Annotated in this window: 9 protein-coding genes, 1 tRNA gene, 2 rRNA genes and 1 pseudogene (1 of these 13 running past the window's edge); 4 read left to right on the top strand and 9 right to left on the bottom strand. The window is 53.4% G+C overall.

The window, feature by feature from the left end; genetic code table 11:
* Window positions 1-60: 60 nt before the first annotated feature.
* From A0U94_RS08215 to A0U94_RS16115, 5 genes are all read right to left on the bottom strand, one after another.
* On the bottom strand, window positions 61-1365 hold the full coding sequence (locus A0U94_RS08215) for a DEAD/DEAH box helicase (RefSeq protein WP_077803064.1): 1305 nt from the start codon (window positions 1363-1365) through the stop codon (window positions 61-63).
* Between the two features lie 261 nt (window positions 1366-1626).
* A complete protein-coding gene (locus A0U94_RS08220) occupies window positions 1627-2235 on the bottom strand; it encodes a nitroreductase family protein (protein WP_077803065.1) in 609 nt (202 codons plus the stop codon).
* A gap of 95 nt (window positions 2236-2330) precedes the next feature.
* The gene (gene metW / locus A0U94_RS08225; RefSeq protein WP_062109755.1) at window positions 2331-2936 is read right to left on the bottom strand and encodes a methionine biosynthesis protein MetW; all 606 of its coding nucleotides are present in this window, start codon (window positions 2934-2936) and stop codon (window positions 2331-2333) included.
* Window positions 2936-4126, bottom strand: a complete 1191-nt coding sequence (metX, locus tag A0U94_RS08230) for a homoserine O-acetyltransferase MetX (protein WP_062027199.1) — start codon at window positions 4124-4126, stop codon at window positions 2936-2938. Before metX ends, metW begins: the two co-directional genes overlap by 1 nt.
* Before the next feature lie 223 nt (window positions 4127-4349).
* On the bottom strand, window positions 4350-4550 hold the full coding sequence (locus A0U94_RS16115; protein ID WP_244177976.1) for a hypothetical protein: 201 nt from the start codon (window positions 4548-4550) through the stop codon (window positions 4350-4352).
* Window positions 4551-4640: 90 nt separating this feature from the next.
* On the opposite strand from A0U94_RS16115, the gene A0U94_RS08235 reads away from it, so the two are divergent.
* The 4 genes from A0U94_RS08235 (at window position 4641) to A0U94_RS08250 (ending at window position 12888) form a co-directional block, all read left to right on the top strand.
* Window positions 4641-8063: a glycoside hydrolase family 99-like domain-containing protein gene (locus tag A0U94_RS08235; protein WP_244177977.1), complete on the top strand. Its 3423-nt coding sequence runs from the start codon at window positions 4641-4643 to the stop codon at window positions 8061-8063.
* Between the two features lie 2163 nt (window positions 8064-10226).
* Window positions 10227-10550, top strand: coding sequence for a hypothetical protein (locus tag A0U94_RS08240; RefSeq protein ID WP_149026727.1), 324 nt, complete (start codon window positions 10227-10229; stop codon window positions 10548-10550).
* Window positions 10551-10559: 9 nt separating this feature from the next.
* A complete protein-coding gene (locus A0U94_RS08245; protein WP_077803068.1) occupies window positions 10560-12158 on the top strand; it encodes a GH32 C-terminal domain-containing protein in 1599 nt (532 codons plus the stop codon).
* 10 nt (window positions 12159-12168) lie between these two features.
* Window positions 12169-12888: a hypothetical protein gene (locus A0U94_RS08250; RefSeq protein ID WP_077803069.1), complete on the top strand. Its 720-nt coding sequence runs from the start codon at window positions 12169-12171 to the stop codon at window positions 12886-12888.
* Window positions 12889-12906: 18 nt separating this feature from the next.
* Here the strand turns inward: A0U94_RS08250 and A0U94_RS16120 are convergent.
* The 4 genes and pseudogenes from A0U94_RS16120 to A0U94_RS08265 form a co-directional block, all read right to left on the bottom strand.
* A pseudogene (locus tag A0U94_RS16120) lies at window positions 12907-13110 on the bottom strand (IS5/IS1182 family transposase); the annotation flags it as partial.
* Window positions 13111-13204: 94 nt separating this feature from the next.
* Window positions 13205-13281, bottom strand: a tRNA-Met gene (locus A0U94_RS08255).
* A gap of 50 nt (window positions 13282-13331) precedes the next feature.
* Window positions 13332-13446: ribosomal RNA gene (gene rrf / locus A0U94_RS08260) — 5S ribosomal RNA — on the bottom strand.
* 87 nt (window positions 13447-13533) lie between these two features.
* Window positions 13534-16015: ribosomal RNA gene (locus tag A0U94_RS08265) — 23S ribosomal RNA — on the bottom strand; it runs 254 nt beyond the window's last position.

Consider the following 16015-nt stretch of genomic DNA (forward strand, 5'->3'; position numbering starts at 1 on the left):
AAAGCCCGCTTCTGCATTTATGCAGAAGCGGGCTTCTCAGAAAACATTTTTAAAAACGGATCAGCGCGGGCCGGAACGCGGGCCACCACGACCGGGAGCACTGCCACGACCACCGCCCGGACGCCCCCCACCACCTGAGGGCGGACCGGAACGGCGGCGTCCGCCACCTCCGCCGCCGCCACGACCACCACCCAGAACAGGCGGCCGCTGCGTGGACAGGCGGGCCTCTTCAGAATGGAAGGGATGATCGGTCACGACAGGAATGGGCTTGCCGATCTTCTTCTCAATATCCCTGAGCCAAGCGCGCTGTTCGGCGTCACACAGCGAAACCGCGCAACCTTCACGGCCTGCACGCGCTGTACGGCCAATACGATGGACGTAAGATTCCGGAACGTTGGGCAGATCGTAGTTGAAGACGTGGCTTACCTCGTCCACGTCAATGCCGCGCGCAGCAATATCCGTGGCAACCAGCGCCTTGATCGCACCACTCCGGAACCCTGCCATGGCACGCTCGCGGGCACCCTGGGACTTGTTGCCGTGGATGGCTTCCGCACGGATTCCATTCTTGTTCAGGAATTCGGCGACCTTGTTGGCTTCGTGCTTCATCAGCGTAAAGACCACGGCCCGGGCGACGCTCGGGCTTTCGAGCAGCATGAGAGCCGCATCTTTCTTGCTGTTCGAGTCAACGAACATCACAGCCTGATTGATGCGATCGACCGTGCTTGATTCAGGTGTGACCTGAACGGTTGCCGGATCCTTCAGAAGCGAATGCGCCAGATCGCTGATGGAGGGGGGCATGGTTGCCGAAAACAGCAGGGTCTGGCGCTGCTTGGGCAGCAGGGCCATGATGCGCTGAATATCGCGCACAAAGCCCATGTCCAGCATCCGGTCGGCTTCATCCAGCACGAGGATTTCAAGACTGGAGAGATCAATATACTTCTGCCCGATCAGATCGAGCAGACGTCCAGGTGCCGCGACGAGAACATCCACACCGCGGCGGGTCGCCTCGATCTGCCGTCCCTGCCCCACGCCACCGAACACGACAGCGTAGGAAAATTTCATGTGCCGCGCATAAGCGGCAAAGCTTTCACCAATCTGGGACGCCAGTTCACGCGTCGGCGCGAGAACCAGAGCCCGGACGCCCTTGGGCGGTGCAGGCCGACGGTTGGAGAAGATATGGTTCAGAATCGGGAGCGCGAATGCGGCGGTTTTACCAGTGCCGGTCTGCGCGAGCCCCAGAAGGTCACGACCTTCCAGCAGGTAGGGAATAGCCCCGGCCTGAATCGGTGTGGGCGTGGTGTAACCCTCTTCTGCGAGAGCCTTCTGAATTGGCTCGGCAAGCTTGAGTTCGGCGAAACTGGTCATTGACCTCTCCCTATGAGACGGCAAGGTCATGCTCAGTCAACCACACCGCTATACGTCCCGCCGGTCGAGTGACCGCAGGCTTTTATTGCAAATCACTCCATGCCTGATTTGCTCGCAAAGCCAGCAGGATCACGAAGTCATCATCACATTTCAGAAAATGCCCCTGAAGTGCATCTGGGATGTAGGACAGCACTTGTCCCATTGCAAGGATACAGCAACGCCATTCTGTGAAAAACCATTGCTATTTCTTGAGTTTTGCCATCAGGCGAAGCTGTCGTATTGAACCACTGCATCAAGAGGCAAGACGCCGCCGCGGGGCCTTGGCGCAGATGCTTCACGTCCGAGCGCTACAAACATCACAATTTCATGATCAGACGGCAGGTTGATGATCTCCCCGACCCGATCAAAGTCAAACCCGTCCATCGGGCATGTCTGAAGACCATAGGCTGATGCCGCCATCATGAGTGCATAGGCGGCCAGACCACAGGACCGGAACCCTTCGTCGCGCTGCACCTGTTCCCGCCCTTCATAATAAGAGCGGATCATCCCGACATATCCATCGCGCACGGACTCCGGTGCGTCCTTCCAGTAGCGTGCGGGATCTTTCTCCCATGCCTTGATATCAGCGCACATGACGATCAGCGCGGAACAGTCCTCGACCTGCGGCTGATCCCACGCGGCGGCGCGAATTCTGCGACGCTGTTCCGCGTCCCGCACAACCAGAAAACGATAGTTCTGGATGTTGAATGCTGTCGGCGCACGGCGGGCCGCCTCCAGAATCGCTGTCAGATCGGCATCCGCAATCCGGTATTCCGGATCAAAATGCTTGGTCGCACGACGCGATGCGATGGCCTGAAGAATTTCGCTCATGGATCCTGAACTCCGCTCTCATGGTGAAAGACCCTGATCAGGCCCGGGACTTCAAACCCTTCCCTCAGCGAAAGGTTGCAAACGACGGTCCCGTGTCAGGGCTCCGCACGCCGGAGCAGGAACATGGCCTGCTCTCCGAACAGGTTGGCAAGCCTGATCGAACGACGCCAGGGCGCACGGGCCCCGTCTTCGTCAATCGCCAGCCACTGCTGAACGACATATCCCTCCTCTTCACAAAGCACGAGGAAATCCCGGATTGTGCAGGGGTGAATGTTCGGCGTCGAATACCAGGGCGTGCTCCAGACAGGCGTCATTGGCATCCGCCCTGTCGTCAAGAGCTGAAGCCGCAGTCGCCAATGTCCGAAATTTGGGAAAGATACAATGGCATAGCGGCCAATTCTGAGCATCTGTCGCAGGACTTCCCGCGGACGTTCGACGGCCTGAAGGGTTCTTTGCAGCACCACATAATCGAACGTGCCATCCGGATAATCCGCCAGATCGTGATCCGCATCGCCGTGCATGACAGGCAGGCCGTGCGCAACAGATTGGGTCACGTTCTGCATGTCGATCTCGATCCCCCGGGCATCGCACGAGCGCGTCCGGTACAGATAGTCGATCAGAGTGCCGTCTCCGCTTCCCACATCGAGAACGCGGGCCCGAGGCGCGATCATTTCGGCAATCAGACGCTGGTCAACACGCATCAGCCTTCTCCCGCCAGAAGGGCCGCATGTTCGGCAGCGCCATTGATGAAGCCCCGGATCGTCCGGTCAAAATCCGGCTCTTCAAGCAGAAAGGCATCGTGCCCGCGATCACTCTCGATTTCGACGAAAGAAACGTTCGCGCCCGCCCGGTTCAACGCCCGTACCAGAAGACGCGACTGGGATGTCGGGAACAGCCAGTCCGAACTGAAGGAGACGACACAGAAACGCGTCTGCGATTTCCGGAAGGGGTTGGCCAGATCCCCGTCATGTTCGGCAGCCAGATCAAAATAGTCCATCGCGCGCGTGATGGTCAGATAGGAATTAGCATCGAAGCGTCGCACAAACGACGAGCCCTGATGACGCAGATAGCTCTCAACCTCGAACATCTCGCCAAACAGGGACGGACTGCTGGACGCGGGTACGGCTGTGGCTGCATCATGCCGGATCCGCCGCCCGAACTTCCGGCTGAGCGCCTCCTCCGACAGATAGGTGATATGCGCCATCATCCGCGCGACCCCCAGCCCGCGGGCAGGTATGGCGTCGAAATCCCTGTACTGCCCGTCATGCCAGTCCGGATCGGCAAAAATGGCCTGTCGGCTGACTTCATTGAACGCGATATTCTGGGCGGAGTGAAAAGGTGAAGTCGCAATCGGCATGGCGGCAAACACCCGGTCCGGAAAATCCGCAGCCCAGGTCAGAGCCTGCATTCCGCCCATTGACCCGCCAATAACGGCAAACAGACGGTCAATACCCAAATGGTCGATCAGCCTGGCCTGAGCGGCCACGATGTCGTGCATGGTGATCGGCGGGAATGCACTGTCCCATGCCTTCCCCGTCTCTGCGCAGATCGATCGCGGCCCCGTCGTACCCATGCAGCCCCCAAGAACATTGGAGCACACAACGAAATACCGATCCGTATCAATCGGAAGACCTGGCCCCACCATGCGGTTCCACCAGCCGGGTTTGCCGGTCAGGGGATGCTGTTCCGCAAGGTACTGGTCACCTGTTAACGCATGACAGACCAGAATGGCGTTGTCGCGCGCCGGCGAAAGCGTTCCATACGTACAATAGGCGACCTCCAGAGGCGCCAGATGCACACCGCATTCCAGATCGAGACCGCCTTCAAGGCGCACGGTCCGATGCTCATGAACCGGACCATCCGCGATAATCGGTAACGCGCTGATGTCCATCGTTAACCTGCCTCTGATGTCACGACCGAAGGCCGCATTGCCTTGCTGGGCGCCACGGTATGACACCCCCAGGCCATGCGATCAAATTTCTTTTGGATTGACGATCAATTAACGGGTTGAATAAAGTTAAAAAAAAGTAAAAAAGTTATACATGATGAATGCGTTTTCACATTCTCCTGCCGAAGTTTCACGATCATCGTCCTTCCCGGTCGATGCGTCGCCTTTACAGATCCTCGGACATTCCGGGCTTTTTGACGCATTCTACTATCTGCAGACCAATCCTGATCTTGAGACGCTTGGAACCGAGGTTCTGCGCCATTATCACCAGCATGGCTGGCGCGAAGGCCGCAAACCCAATCCATTTTTCGATCCCCACTGGTATCTCAGCCAGAACCGCGACGTCATTGGCGATCCATTGCTGCATTACATCCTGCGGGGTGAGCGGGAAGGACGCCGCCCGATCGCATGGTTCGACCCGGTATGGTACGCCCGGACCTACCGTATTCCGGAAGGGATGCTCGCCCTCGCCCATTATCTGCTGAACCGCCACAACACATCGCTTCGGCCGATCCCGGAATTCGACCCCGAATTTTATCTGCGCTCCTATCCGGACGTCGCGAAAGCAGGGCTCGATGCGCTTGAACACTACATGGTCCAGGGGTTTCGTGAAGCACGCCGTCCTTTCGACGGGTTTGACCCCCTCTATTACAGACGAAAACACCTGCGGCATGCTCCGGAAAGTAATCCGCTGCTGCATTATCTGGAGCATCGCGATCGACCGGATGTGCACCCCTGCAGCCCGGAAACTGAAGTATCGGTTTTTGGAGAAATCAGGCGCAGAACCAGACCAGGCCCTCTTTTTGAAAAGGCCCGCCCCCTTCCCGCAAGCGCCATCCGCCGCGCGCGGGTTCTGGCCTATTATCTTCCGCAGTTTCACGCCATTCCGGAAAACGACGCCTGGTGGGGCGATGGGTTCACGGAATGGGCCAACCTGCCCCGTGGTGTTCCGCGTTTTGCGGATCACTATCAGCCCCGCATTCCACGAGATCTGGGCCACTATACCCTGAACTCGCCAGAAATCCTCGAACGGCAGGCCGCCATGGCCCATGCGGCTGGCATCGAAGGGTTCATTTTCTATTTCTACTGGTTCAACCGCCAACGGCTGCTTGAACAGCCGCTGGACATTCTCCTGGCCAACCCGCAGATCGACCTGCCATTCTGCCTGATGTGGGCCAATGAGAACTGGAGCCGTCGCTGGGACGGATCGGATGACGACCTGCTGATTGCGCAGGATTACTGCCCCGCGGATGACGAAGCGCTCATAGACTGCTTTGCCCGCTATCTGAGAGATCCGCGCTATATCCACTGCGACGGCCGACCGCTCATCATGATCTACCGTCCCGGCACGATTCCGGATGCTCCGGCCACCATCGTCAGATGGCGCACGATGTTCCGGGAACGACATGGTCTGAACCCGATTCTTGTCATGGGACAGGCGTTCGGAGACGAAAACCCCGATCTTTTCGGCCTGGACGGAGCTATCGAGTTCCCGCCCCACAAGGTGGTTTCAGGCTGCAACCTGATGAATGACGAACTCAAGCTGTTCGATAATGAATTCAGTGGTCAGGTCTATGATTACAGCGAAGTTGTGGACACAGCCCTTTCTCAGCCCAGAACGCCATTTCCACTTATCCGGACAGCGGCCCCGTCCTGGGACAACGATGCGCGCCGACAGGGGAAAGGTCTTGTCCTGCACGGGTCGACACCTGAACTCTATGAACGCTGGCTCGGCGGCCTGATCGAACAGGCCCAGACCCGCACCTTCTTCGGAGACCCTGTGGTCTGCATCAATGCCTGGAACGAATGGGCCGAGGGAGCCTATCTGGAGCCGGACCAGCACTTCGGAAGCGCTTACCTCAACGCAACGGCCCGCGCCTGCACAGGTTCTGGTGGCAGTCAGTCGCGATCCAAACTTCTGCTGATTGGCCATGACGCATTTCCAGCCGGCGCACAGCGGTTGCTTCTGGAAACAGGTCGGACCCTGAAACACTGCTTTGGAGTTGAAATCCAGTTCGTCCTTCTGGGCGACGGCGCCCTTCTGAACGACTACCGGAACGTTGCACCGACTGAAGTTCTCTCAGCAGAAGCTGAAACAACTCCAGTCCGCCTCAGTACGTTTCAAAAGCAGGGATTTCAGTCAGCCATTCTTAACAGCGCGGCGTCTTCGGCTATGGCGCCTCACCTTGCACGGGTGGGTATCCATTTCCTGTTCCTGATTCATGAACTGCCGACCCTCCTTCGCAGCCGCCACCTTGATGCCCCCATGAAACAGGCCTGCGCCCTTGCACGGAACGTCATCGTCCCAGCCAGAAGTGTGGCCCGAAAACTTGACCTCGAAGCTGCAAAAAACCTCAAAATTCTGCCACAGGGCCTGTATTCTGCCACTCCACTTTCATTGCAGACACGACAGGTGATCCGCAAGCAGATGGGCTTTGGCGGGACAGATCCAGTCGTGATCGGGGCAGGCTATGCCGATTTGCGTAAGGGGTTCGACCTTTTTCTCCAACTCTGGCGCAAGCTGGGCGGCACAATCCACTGTGTCTGGCTGGGAGATATTGATCCGTCCCTGAAAGACAATCTTCACGTCGAACTCGAAAACGCCTGCTCCAGCGGAACATTCCACATGCCGGGCAGAATAGACAATGTTCCGGCCTGGTTAGCCGCCGCAGATGTCTTTGTTCTGCCGTCACGCGAAGACCCCTATCCTTCAGTCGTGCTCGAAGCATTGGCTTCAGGGCTTCCATGCGTTGCATTCGAAAACGCAGGAGGAATTCCGGATCTTCTCAAAAAACTCGACAACAATACAAACTTCTGCAACAGAACTGTTCCGTTCGCGGATGTATCTGCATTAGCCAAAGCCGCTAAAGAGCTTGCTATCTGGTCCATGAAAAGAACTGGAAAAGCGCGCCAAAAAATCGGGCGCTTTGCTCAGGACGCATTCAGCTTCAAACATTATGCTCAGGATATTCTCGGTCTGGCCATGCCGGAGATACCAAAAATCTCCGTCGTCATTCCTTCCCACAACTATGCCCGTTACATGAGCAGCCGGTTGTCTTCTATTTTTGCACAGACAATCCCGGTCTTTGAAATTATCGTCCTTGATGACGCATCTCACGATAACAGCCTTGAAGTTGCGCGTCAGACTGCAAAAGACTGGAACAGGGACATTCTCTGCATTGAAAATACCATCGCTTCAGGATCAGTCTTCCGGCAATGGCACAAGGCTCTCAAACTCGCACAGGGCGACTGGATCTGGATCGCCGAAGCAGATGACTTCTGTGAACCAGATTTTCTTGAAAATATTCTGTACGGGATCAAAGATAATCCGTCCATCGTCATGGCATTCACCGACAGCCGTTCTGTAGACGAAGACGGCACTCCAATTTCTTCCTCTTATCGTCCCTACTACTCAGAAAGTGCAGGGTCCCTTCTGGAAAATAACAGTCATTTCACGGGCGAAGGGTTTGTAAGAGGATGTCTGTTCGAGCGCAATCTTGTACTCAATGTCAGTAGCGCCATTTTTCAAAAAAAACGTTTGTTAACTGCCATTAATTCCTGTCAGGAAGACTTGAAGACGCTTCGTGTTGCCGGAGATTGGAGAGTTTATATTGAACTTCTGACACAGGAAAATGCAGAAGTCATATACATAGCAAAACCTCTTAATATTCACCGTAGACACGCTGAATCAGCAACTCATACACTCAATCGACGAAATCATCTCGAAGAGATAACGTGTATACACACTCTTCTAGCCAATCGATTAGCTCTTTCCGATACTCATATAATACGTCAAAAATATTACCGTACCATACTGAAAAATCAATTCGGGCTAGAGATTCAAAACCTTGAAGAAAAAACATTCTTTTTTGATTTTTAAATATTATGCGCAGTGCTCCGCACCGATGCGCAATAAATATTTTGAAGATAACTATTGAAAATCGCCTGTTATTTATATAAATCGGAATATGTCTTTGGTTACTTAAAATTAATCCTATAACTATATAACTATATAACTATATAACTATATAACTATATAACTATATAACTATATAACTATTATTTCACAGATATTCTGCAACGCAAACCCCGCGACCTCAGTGATACAGCGGGGGGGGGAGGCGAACTGGATTATATGGTGCAGGAGCAGAATTAATAGACTATTTTTAGTCCATTTTTTCTACACATGAATGACCTCTTAATAGAATAAATCGTAGAGTTTGTGCATCCAGAGCTACGTAAGAGTCAGCTTAGGCTCAAGCCTCAGAGCCAGAAGATAACGTTTTCGCTGGTTGCTATGGCGAGGCAGCGTAATGGAGCAGGTATGGCACGAGGTAATCTGACAGATCAGGAATAGGCGATAACGGGCAGCATATAATCAACAGCACCGTAGTCCGTGCCTATTCACAGGCTACGGGCGTAGAAGAGGAGTTCATTCGAGGGCTTCTGGTCGACCACACAACAGCTTTACGAGCAAAATCCACGCCCAATGCGACAGTCAGGGACGCCCTCCCGGCTTTGTCCTGACCGCTGGCCAACTCTCGAATAACAAAGCCATGCTGGGCAATCGGGGCAATGACAGCTGTTGTCAGGACCTGCTGATCCACGGGATCCTGCCGGTTATTCCCTCACGAAAAGACCGTGGCGCTCACAGCAAGCAGACTGAAAACGCTATCGGGACCGCAGTCGCATTGCGACCTAAGTTGATGGTGTCGATTACCCATGCCTAGAGCGGTTGTAAATTACTCTCACGACAAAACCCTGCTCAGTGCAATCTTCACCACTCATGGAGAAATTTTTTATATACGTCACATTCGTCGTTCCTCTGATCTCCTGATGAAGCTAAAAATGCCCAATCAATCGGCACAAAAACGTAACAAACGCATTGTTCAATGCACCGCTTTTGTCCCATAGATCCTGACAGAGGACACTCTTTGGGCGACAATGATCAAAGTCAGCATTCCAGAACTGGTCTTCGCGTAAGGCTCCTGGCGATTTCTAATCATGATCCGCCACAAGATATCCTGTGATACCTTGTGGACTGTGACGCAAGCATGATCGTGACGGCGGCCCCAGAACATTATCGAGTTAACAACCAAGGCGGCGCTAAAGAAAGTCTCTCCAATTCACCAAACAAACTTGACGAATGCAGAAAGATTTGCAATTATATTAATATTGAAAAATTGTAATTTTTTCTGTATACGATTTTTCTTCCATAAATATCTTGATTATAATTTAATAAAATACGTCTCTCTCTAAGAGATACTAAAATGCACGTCTGTCCGTTTTTTTTTGACGTATATCGGTCTTCCCGAAAACTTCTATGCTAAAAAAACTCATTTAGAACTTCCGTCTATCTTTAGATACAGCGATATTTAAAGATAGACAGGTATTTTGCTTTAATGATATCCGGAATATATTAAAGAAATACTTGAGATGCTATCGAATAGCAGACGTTGGGTCATGTGTGTCGATCTAAAGTACTGAAAAACATATAGCCCATCAGTCGGCGGATAGCCGGAAAGCGTTAGTAATTTCTGATAACAAGAATGTCTATGCCACTTGACAGAGACTTCAAATTGGCGATTCAAGGGTAGTGCTAAGTACTTTTCACCATTTTTAGAAGGTAAATTTTCCTTACTACCAGGAATTTATCAAATTATACTATGATTTATTTAGGAAAATAATAAATTTACCGATATACTACTTTATTGATAGTAATTTATTCAGCCAAATATGGAAAACTCGATCCTGAATAACCATAGCCGCCTCTCCGAACAGCACAGATGTACAAATTCGCTAGCTAATGTGCTCAGCGTTTAGATTACTCCGGGTTCGAATGGGCAGAAAGGCTGGATATATTTTTCATGGGAGTATCGCAACCTACTTTTAGAAGGCGAAGCGGCTATAACGCTATGTGCACCAAGACAAAGCCTCTTGGTGCACATAGCGTTATAGGCATCGTCCGTTACCGCTTTCTTCCCTGAACTTTCCCGTTTTCAACAGGCCACCCTCGGGTGGCCTTTTTTTATGAGGAAATTTTATGACTACGCCTACGCACTTGACAGCCGACTTGCAGTCGGTTTCAACAGCGATCAACAACATCACAGTCACGGAAAATGGGGCCACGACAACGGTTCCTGGCTTTCTGGATGGTGCCATCGCCCGGGCCGAAATCATCAATGGCATTTCTACGCCACCATCCAACACTTCCCTTGCGAATATCTCCATCTTTAGCGGAGACGAAACGCCTCTGGGACAAATTAGAAGCGGGTTTTTGCCTGTTCTGGTGCAGCAGACACTTCAGCACTGGGCACGGTCGACACAGGACGCAGCCATTCTTCATGCCCGTCTCGGACTGAACTGAGGAGAAGGCATGACACGTTTTTCAGATATCATGACCATCGCAATCGATCTTGAGACCGGTCTGTCTGCTAGCAGCTTTTACCCGCTCCGTCATATGGCCCGTGCCCCGAAGCGTGGAGGAAATTCTTGGCAGAATGACGGTCAGAATTTCGTCTATGATCCTTATGAGGGCTTGTGGCGAACTTGGGCCTTGGTCAATCCCGATTGGAAAGCCGGTAATGGCTTTCCGGAAACGCACTGGGGGGAGTATGTCGGACCTTCCTTGGACCAGATGGTGCCGACTGACATTCGGATCGACAAGTCTAGTTCTCCTGATCACTCTTTGTGGTCCGGCAGCTGCTTTGTGGACTGGCACAACCATCTAGGCAAAGGTTACGGAGCCGCATGGTATTTCGTGTCCGCTCCTACGCCACAGAATCAGTCGATCCTGCTCTATGTGGCGCCACGGCTGGGTGTAGATCCGAGTGCCCAAGGCGTTGTTATCCCGTTTTCAGCCGTACCCCAGGACCTCTGGAGCCAGAGCAATTCTTTTCGCGACTGCCGGGTGTTTTGGGATGATGATCACAACCAGCTTGTTCTCGCCGCGACCTGCGGGGAGACCTTCGGAATTTTCACGTCAACCAACGGACTGGATTGGACATTTCGCAGTTCCGTCCAAGGTCCTGGGCCTCTAGTGGAATGCCCGAACATGATGAAGGTCAAGGTTCGGGACGCAAACGGTCTGACTACCAATGCAACGCGCTGGTGCATTATCGGTTGTATCCAGGGATATTATGCAGGGTCCGGGGATTCATATGAAAATTGCGCGCTCTGGGTCGGCAACTGGGATGGCACGACGTTTGTGCCAGACAATGGCTACCCACTGATTTGGGATTATGGCCCAGACAGCTATGCAGCAACGGCCGGACAAGATGATCAGGGCAATACCTTTGTTGGCACTTGGTTGGGTAGCTGGGCCTATTGCGGCAGTTATATGCCATTCCAAGGATTCCAGAACATCCAAGGTATGCCACGCCAGTGCTGGCTGCAGCCCGACACCACAGGATTGCTACGATTATACACAGCTCCCCTTGCATCTGATATGAGTGCCTACAGGCGTGTCACGCAGGGTAGTCGCCAGACTATCAGTGCCAACAATGACTATATCTGGCCGGACGGCACGCTACCAACGGGGAAGTGCTTCCGTCTCGACATTGTTCTGACGCAGCAGAATGGAGTGTGGCCAGGAACCACAACACTCAAGTTACGAACAGGCACCGTGAACGGCGCTTATTATCACACCGATCTTGTCCTGAATGGTCAGGACGGCACCATTACCTTGGATCGCTCTGGTTCAGGTCCTGTTGGACCAGGCTCAAGCGCACCTGGCGCCGGAGGGCCACTCCCGGACTCATGGACGAAGCCTTATCGCATTCCGGCTTCCTTGACCGGCCTGTCTGAAACGAGAGTGAAACTTACAGTTCTGATGGATGCTTGTTCGCTCGAAGCGTTTGTGAACGACGGCCTGTCATCCCTTTCAAGCCTGATCTTTCCACCTGATTCCTGTCAAAATCTAACCCTGACAGCTAGCAGTGCCGTAACCGCTGCTGCCCAAATTTCACATTACTAAGGATTATTTTATGACTGATTATACTCCGGGCCAACCCCAGACAATTACGCTTGTCCTGACCGATAACAACGGCACCAGCTTCCCGGTTACTGCAACCCTTCCGCCTGGTGCACAGGGAGCTTCTGGCGATCCTTCTGGCTGCCTGCCGCTTTCGGGCGGTACGATCAATGGGGCACTGTCGGTTGAAAACGGTCCGATCACTTTGACTAATACCGAAGTCAATCTTACTGGCTGCTCTGTCTATAATGAAGGATTTGGAGGCTACGGTCCGAACGGAGGGATTGTTATTGGCCAGTCCGGCAACCGCGGACAACTCGCTATCCGCACCGACAGTTCAGGTCAGCTGACGTCTTTTTATATTGCGGCTCTCAGTCCTCAGGGATGGAAGGAATGGGATTTTTCTGCCGGCGGTGCCGTCAACACCCCTGACGGAAAAACACTTATGGAGGCAACCGGCTCCACAGGGCGTCCGCTCTGTGTTCAGCATTTCAGTGCTGCTGTCGGCAATGGCTCGCCAGTAACATTTCCAACGTCTTTTTCCAGCGATGACGTTGCTGTGATCGTGCCGACCTACTTCGATGGGCAGAACATTATTCTGGGCGGTGTAGACAAGAGCAAGCCGGCAGACCGTAACGGCTTCAGCATGGCCAAGTTCTATGTCAATGGAGGTGTCAGTGGCTGGGATGCTTCAACGGATACTATGAATATTATCGCGATCGGAGAAGTCTGATCACAAAAAAAATATCTAATACTCACTGATCTGACCTGCAGTCATGAGGTAGATAAAAGGAGGGCCGTCCGCATCGGTAATCGCAATAAAGCTTGGTGTTTGAGCCGCTTTTTGTGCAGCCGATCTGGCGGCTCACATCCCCTTTTTTATCCTCAGGCCGGAAGCTGTACGGTGCGCCCTCAAACAGGTCGCGTCGATCATCACCGTCTTGCGCTCTGAAGCCTAAGGTACAGCCAGACCATCTATCATCGGCAAGAAGACGCCATGGTCCATCTGGAGCGCAGCAGTCTTGGTAAATTCTTAGACAGGGTTCAGATGGTTGCGGGGGCAGGATTTGAACCTGCGGCCTTCAGGTTATGAGCCTGACGAGCTACCGGGCTGCTCCACCCCGCGGTGGTGTTTTTGATGTTGGGGTATTTTTTGTGGTGTGAGTGGGCTGGGGGACCTGGCGGCGACCGACTTTTCCGCACCTTAAGGTGCAGTATCATAGGCGCTGAGGGATTTCACGGCCGAGTTCGGGATGGGATCGGGTGTAGGGCCCTCGCAATGGCCACCAGGTCTTCCAGCCCACCCTGTCTTTTGAGAGAGGGTGGAGGTTGGTGCGTTTTTATGAAGAGAGTGTGGCTGATTTCTGTGCATGTGTTTGATGTGAGAAGTATGAGCGATTAGGACCGGTTAGCTGCATGCATTACTGCACTTTCACACCCGGCCTATCAACGTGATGGTCTCTCACGGCTCTATGAGACCTAGTTTTGAGGTGGGTTTCCCGCTTAGATGCTTTCAGCGGTTATCCCGTCCATACTTAGCTACCCGGCTGTGCCACTGGCGTGACAACCGGTGCACCAGAGGTATGTTCATCCCGGTCCTCTCGTACTAGGGACAAATCCTCTCAAGTCTCTTACACCCACGGCAGATAGGGACCGAACTGTCTCACGACGTTCTAAACCCAGCTCACGTACCACTTTAATCGGCGAACAGCCGAACCCTTGGGACCTGCTCCAGCCCCAGGATGTGATGAGCCGACATCGAGGTGCCAAACCTCCCCGTCGATGTGGACTCTTGGGGGAGATCAGCCTGTTATCCCTAGAGTACCTTTTATCCGTTGAGCGATGGCCCGTCCACGTGGGACCACCGGATCACTATGGCCGACTTTCGTCTCTGATCGAGCTGTCACTCTCACAGTCAGGCGGGCTTATGCCATTGCACTCGACAGCCGGTTTCCGACCGGCCTGAGCCCACCATCGCGCGCCTCCGTTACACTTTGGGAGGCGACCGCCCCAGTCAAACTGCCCACCATGCAGGGTCCCGGACCAGGCTTACTGGTCTCGGTTAGACATCAGAAAAATTCAGGGTCGTATTTCAAGGATGGCTCCACCGGTGCTGGCGCCCCGGCTTCAAAGCCTCCGACCTATCCTACACAGAATGTCTCTGATGCCACTGCAAAGCTGCAGTAAAGGTTCATAGGGTCTTTCCGTCTGACCGCGGGTACCCCGCATCTTCACGGGGAATTCAATTTCGCTGAGTCGATGCTGGAGACAGTGGGGAAGTCGTTACGCCATTCGTGCAGGTCGGAACTTACCCGACAAGGAATTTCGCTACCTTAGGACCGTTATAGTTACGGCCGCCGTTTACCGGGGCTTCAATTCAGTGCTTGCACACCTCCTCTTAACCTTCCGGCACCGGGCAGGCGTCAGGCCCTATACGTCATCTCACGATTTCGCAGAGCCCTGTGTTTTTACTAAACAGTCGCTACCCCCTGGTCTGTGCCACCCAATCATGGTTGCCCACGGTTGGGTCTCGTTTATCCCGAAGTTACACGAGCAATTTGCCTAGTTCCTTCAGCATCGTTCTCTCAAGCGCCTTGGTATTCTCTACCAGTCCACCTGTGTCGGTTTCGGGTACGGTCTATACGCCAGAGCTATTTCCTGGAATGATTGAAAAGCCTGTTCAATCCGTTAAGGACAGACAACATCTCTCATTCGTCACTTCTGGCAGGCCCAGTAATATTAAACTGGTTCCCATCGACTACGGCTCTCGCCCTCGCCTTAGGGGCCGGCTCACCCTGCGTGGATTAACCTTGCGCAGGAACCCTTGGACTTTCGGCGACAGTGTTTCTCGCACTGTTTGTCGCTACTCATGTCAGCATTCGCACTTCCGATATCTCCAGAGAGGGTCACCCCGTCTCCTTCGCAGACTTACGGAACGCTCCGCTACCGCGCATTCAAAGAATGCACCCACAGCTTCGGCACGTGGCTTGAGCCCCGTTACATTTTCGGCGCAGGGTTTCTAATAGACCAGTGAGCTATTACGCTTTCTTTAAAGGATGGCTGCTTCTAAGCCAACCTCCTGGTTGTTTTGGAATCCCCACATCCTTTCCCACTTAGCCACGATTTAGGGGCCTTAGCTGGTGGTCTGGGCTGTTTCCCTCTCGACAATGGACCTTAGCACCCACTGTCTGTCTGCCGGGCTATACTCCTGGGTATTCGGAGTTTGGTTAGGTTTGGTAAGGCTTTGGGCCCCCCTAGCCCATCCAGTGCTCTACCCCCCAGGGTAAACACCCGACGATCTACCTCAATAGATTTCGCGGAGAACCAGCTATCTCCGAGTTTGATTGGCCTTTCACCCCTAGCCACAGCTCATCCCCGACTTTTTCAACAGGCGTGGGTTCGGCCCTCCAGTGCGTGTTACCGCACCTTCAGCCTGGCCATGGCTAGATCACTCGGTTTCGGGTCTTCTGCCAGCAACTCATTCGCCCTATTCAGACTCGCTTTCGCTACGCCTACACCTAACGGCTTAAGCTCGCTGCAAACAGAAACTCGCTGACCCATTATACAAAAGGTACGCCGTCACCCCATAAGAGGCTCCGACTGCTTGTAGGCGTCCGGTTTCAGGTCTCTTTCACTCCCCTCATCGGGGTGCTTTTCACCTTTCCCTCACGGTACTTGTTCGCTATCGGTCACTAAGGAGTATTTAGGCTTGGAGGGTGGTCCCCCCATGTTCAGACAGGGTTTCACGTGCCCCGCCCTACTCGAATCCTCATCAGAACACTACGCATACGGGGCTATCACCCATTATTGCCGGACTTTCCAGACCGTTTTGCTTCTTCCTGATCAGGCATTGGCCTGCT

Origin of the sequence: Gluconobacter albidus (genome assembly GCF_002005485.1) — a bacterium.
GTDB lineage: Bacteria > Pseudomonadota > Alphaproteobacteria > Acetobacterales > Acetobacteraceae > Gluconobacter > Gluconobacter albidus.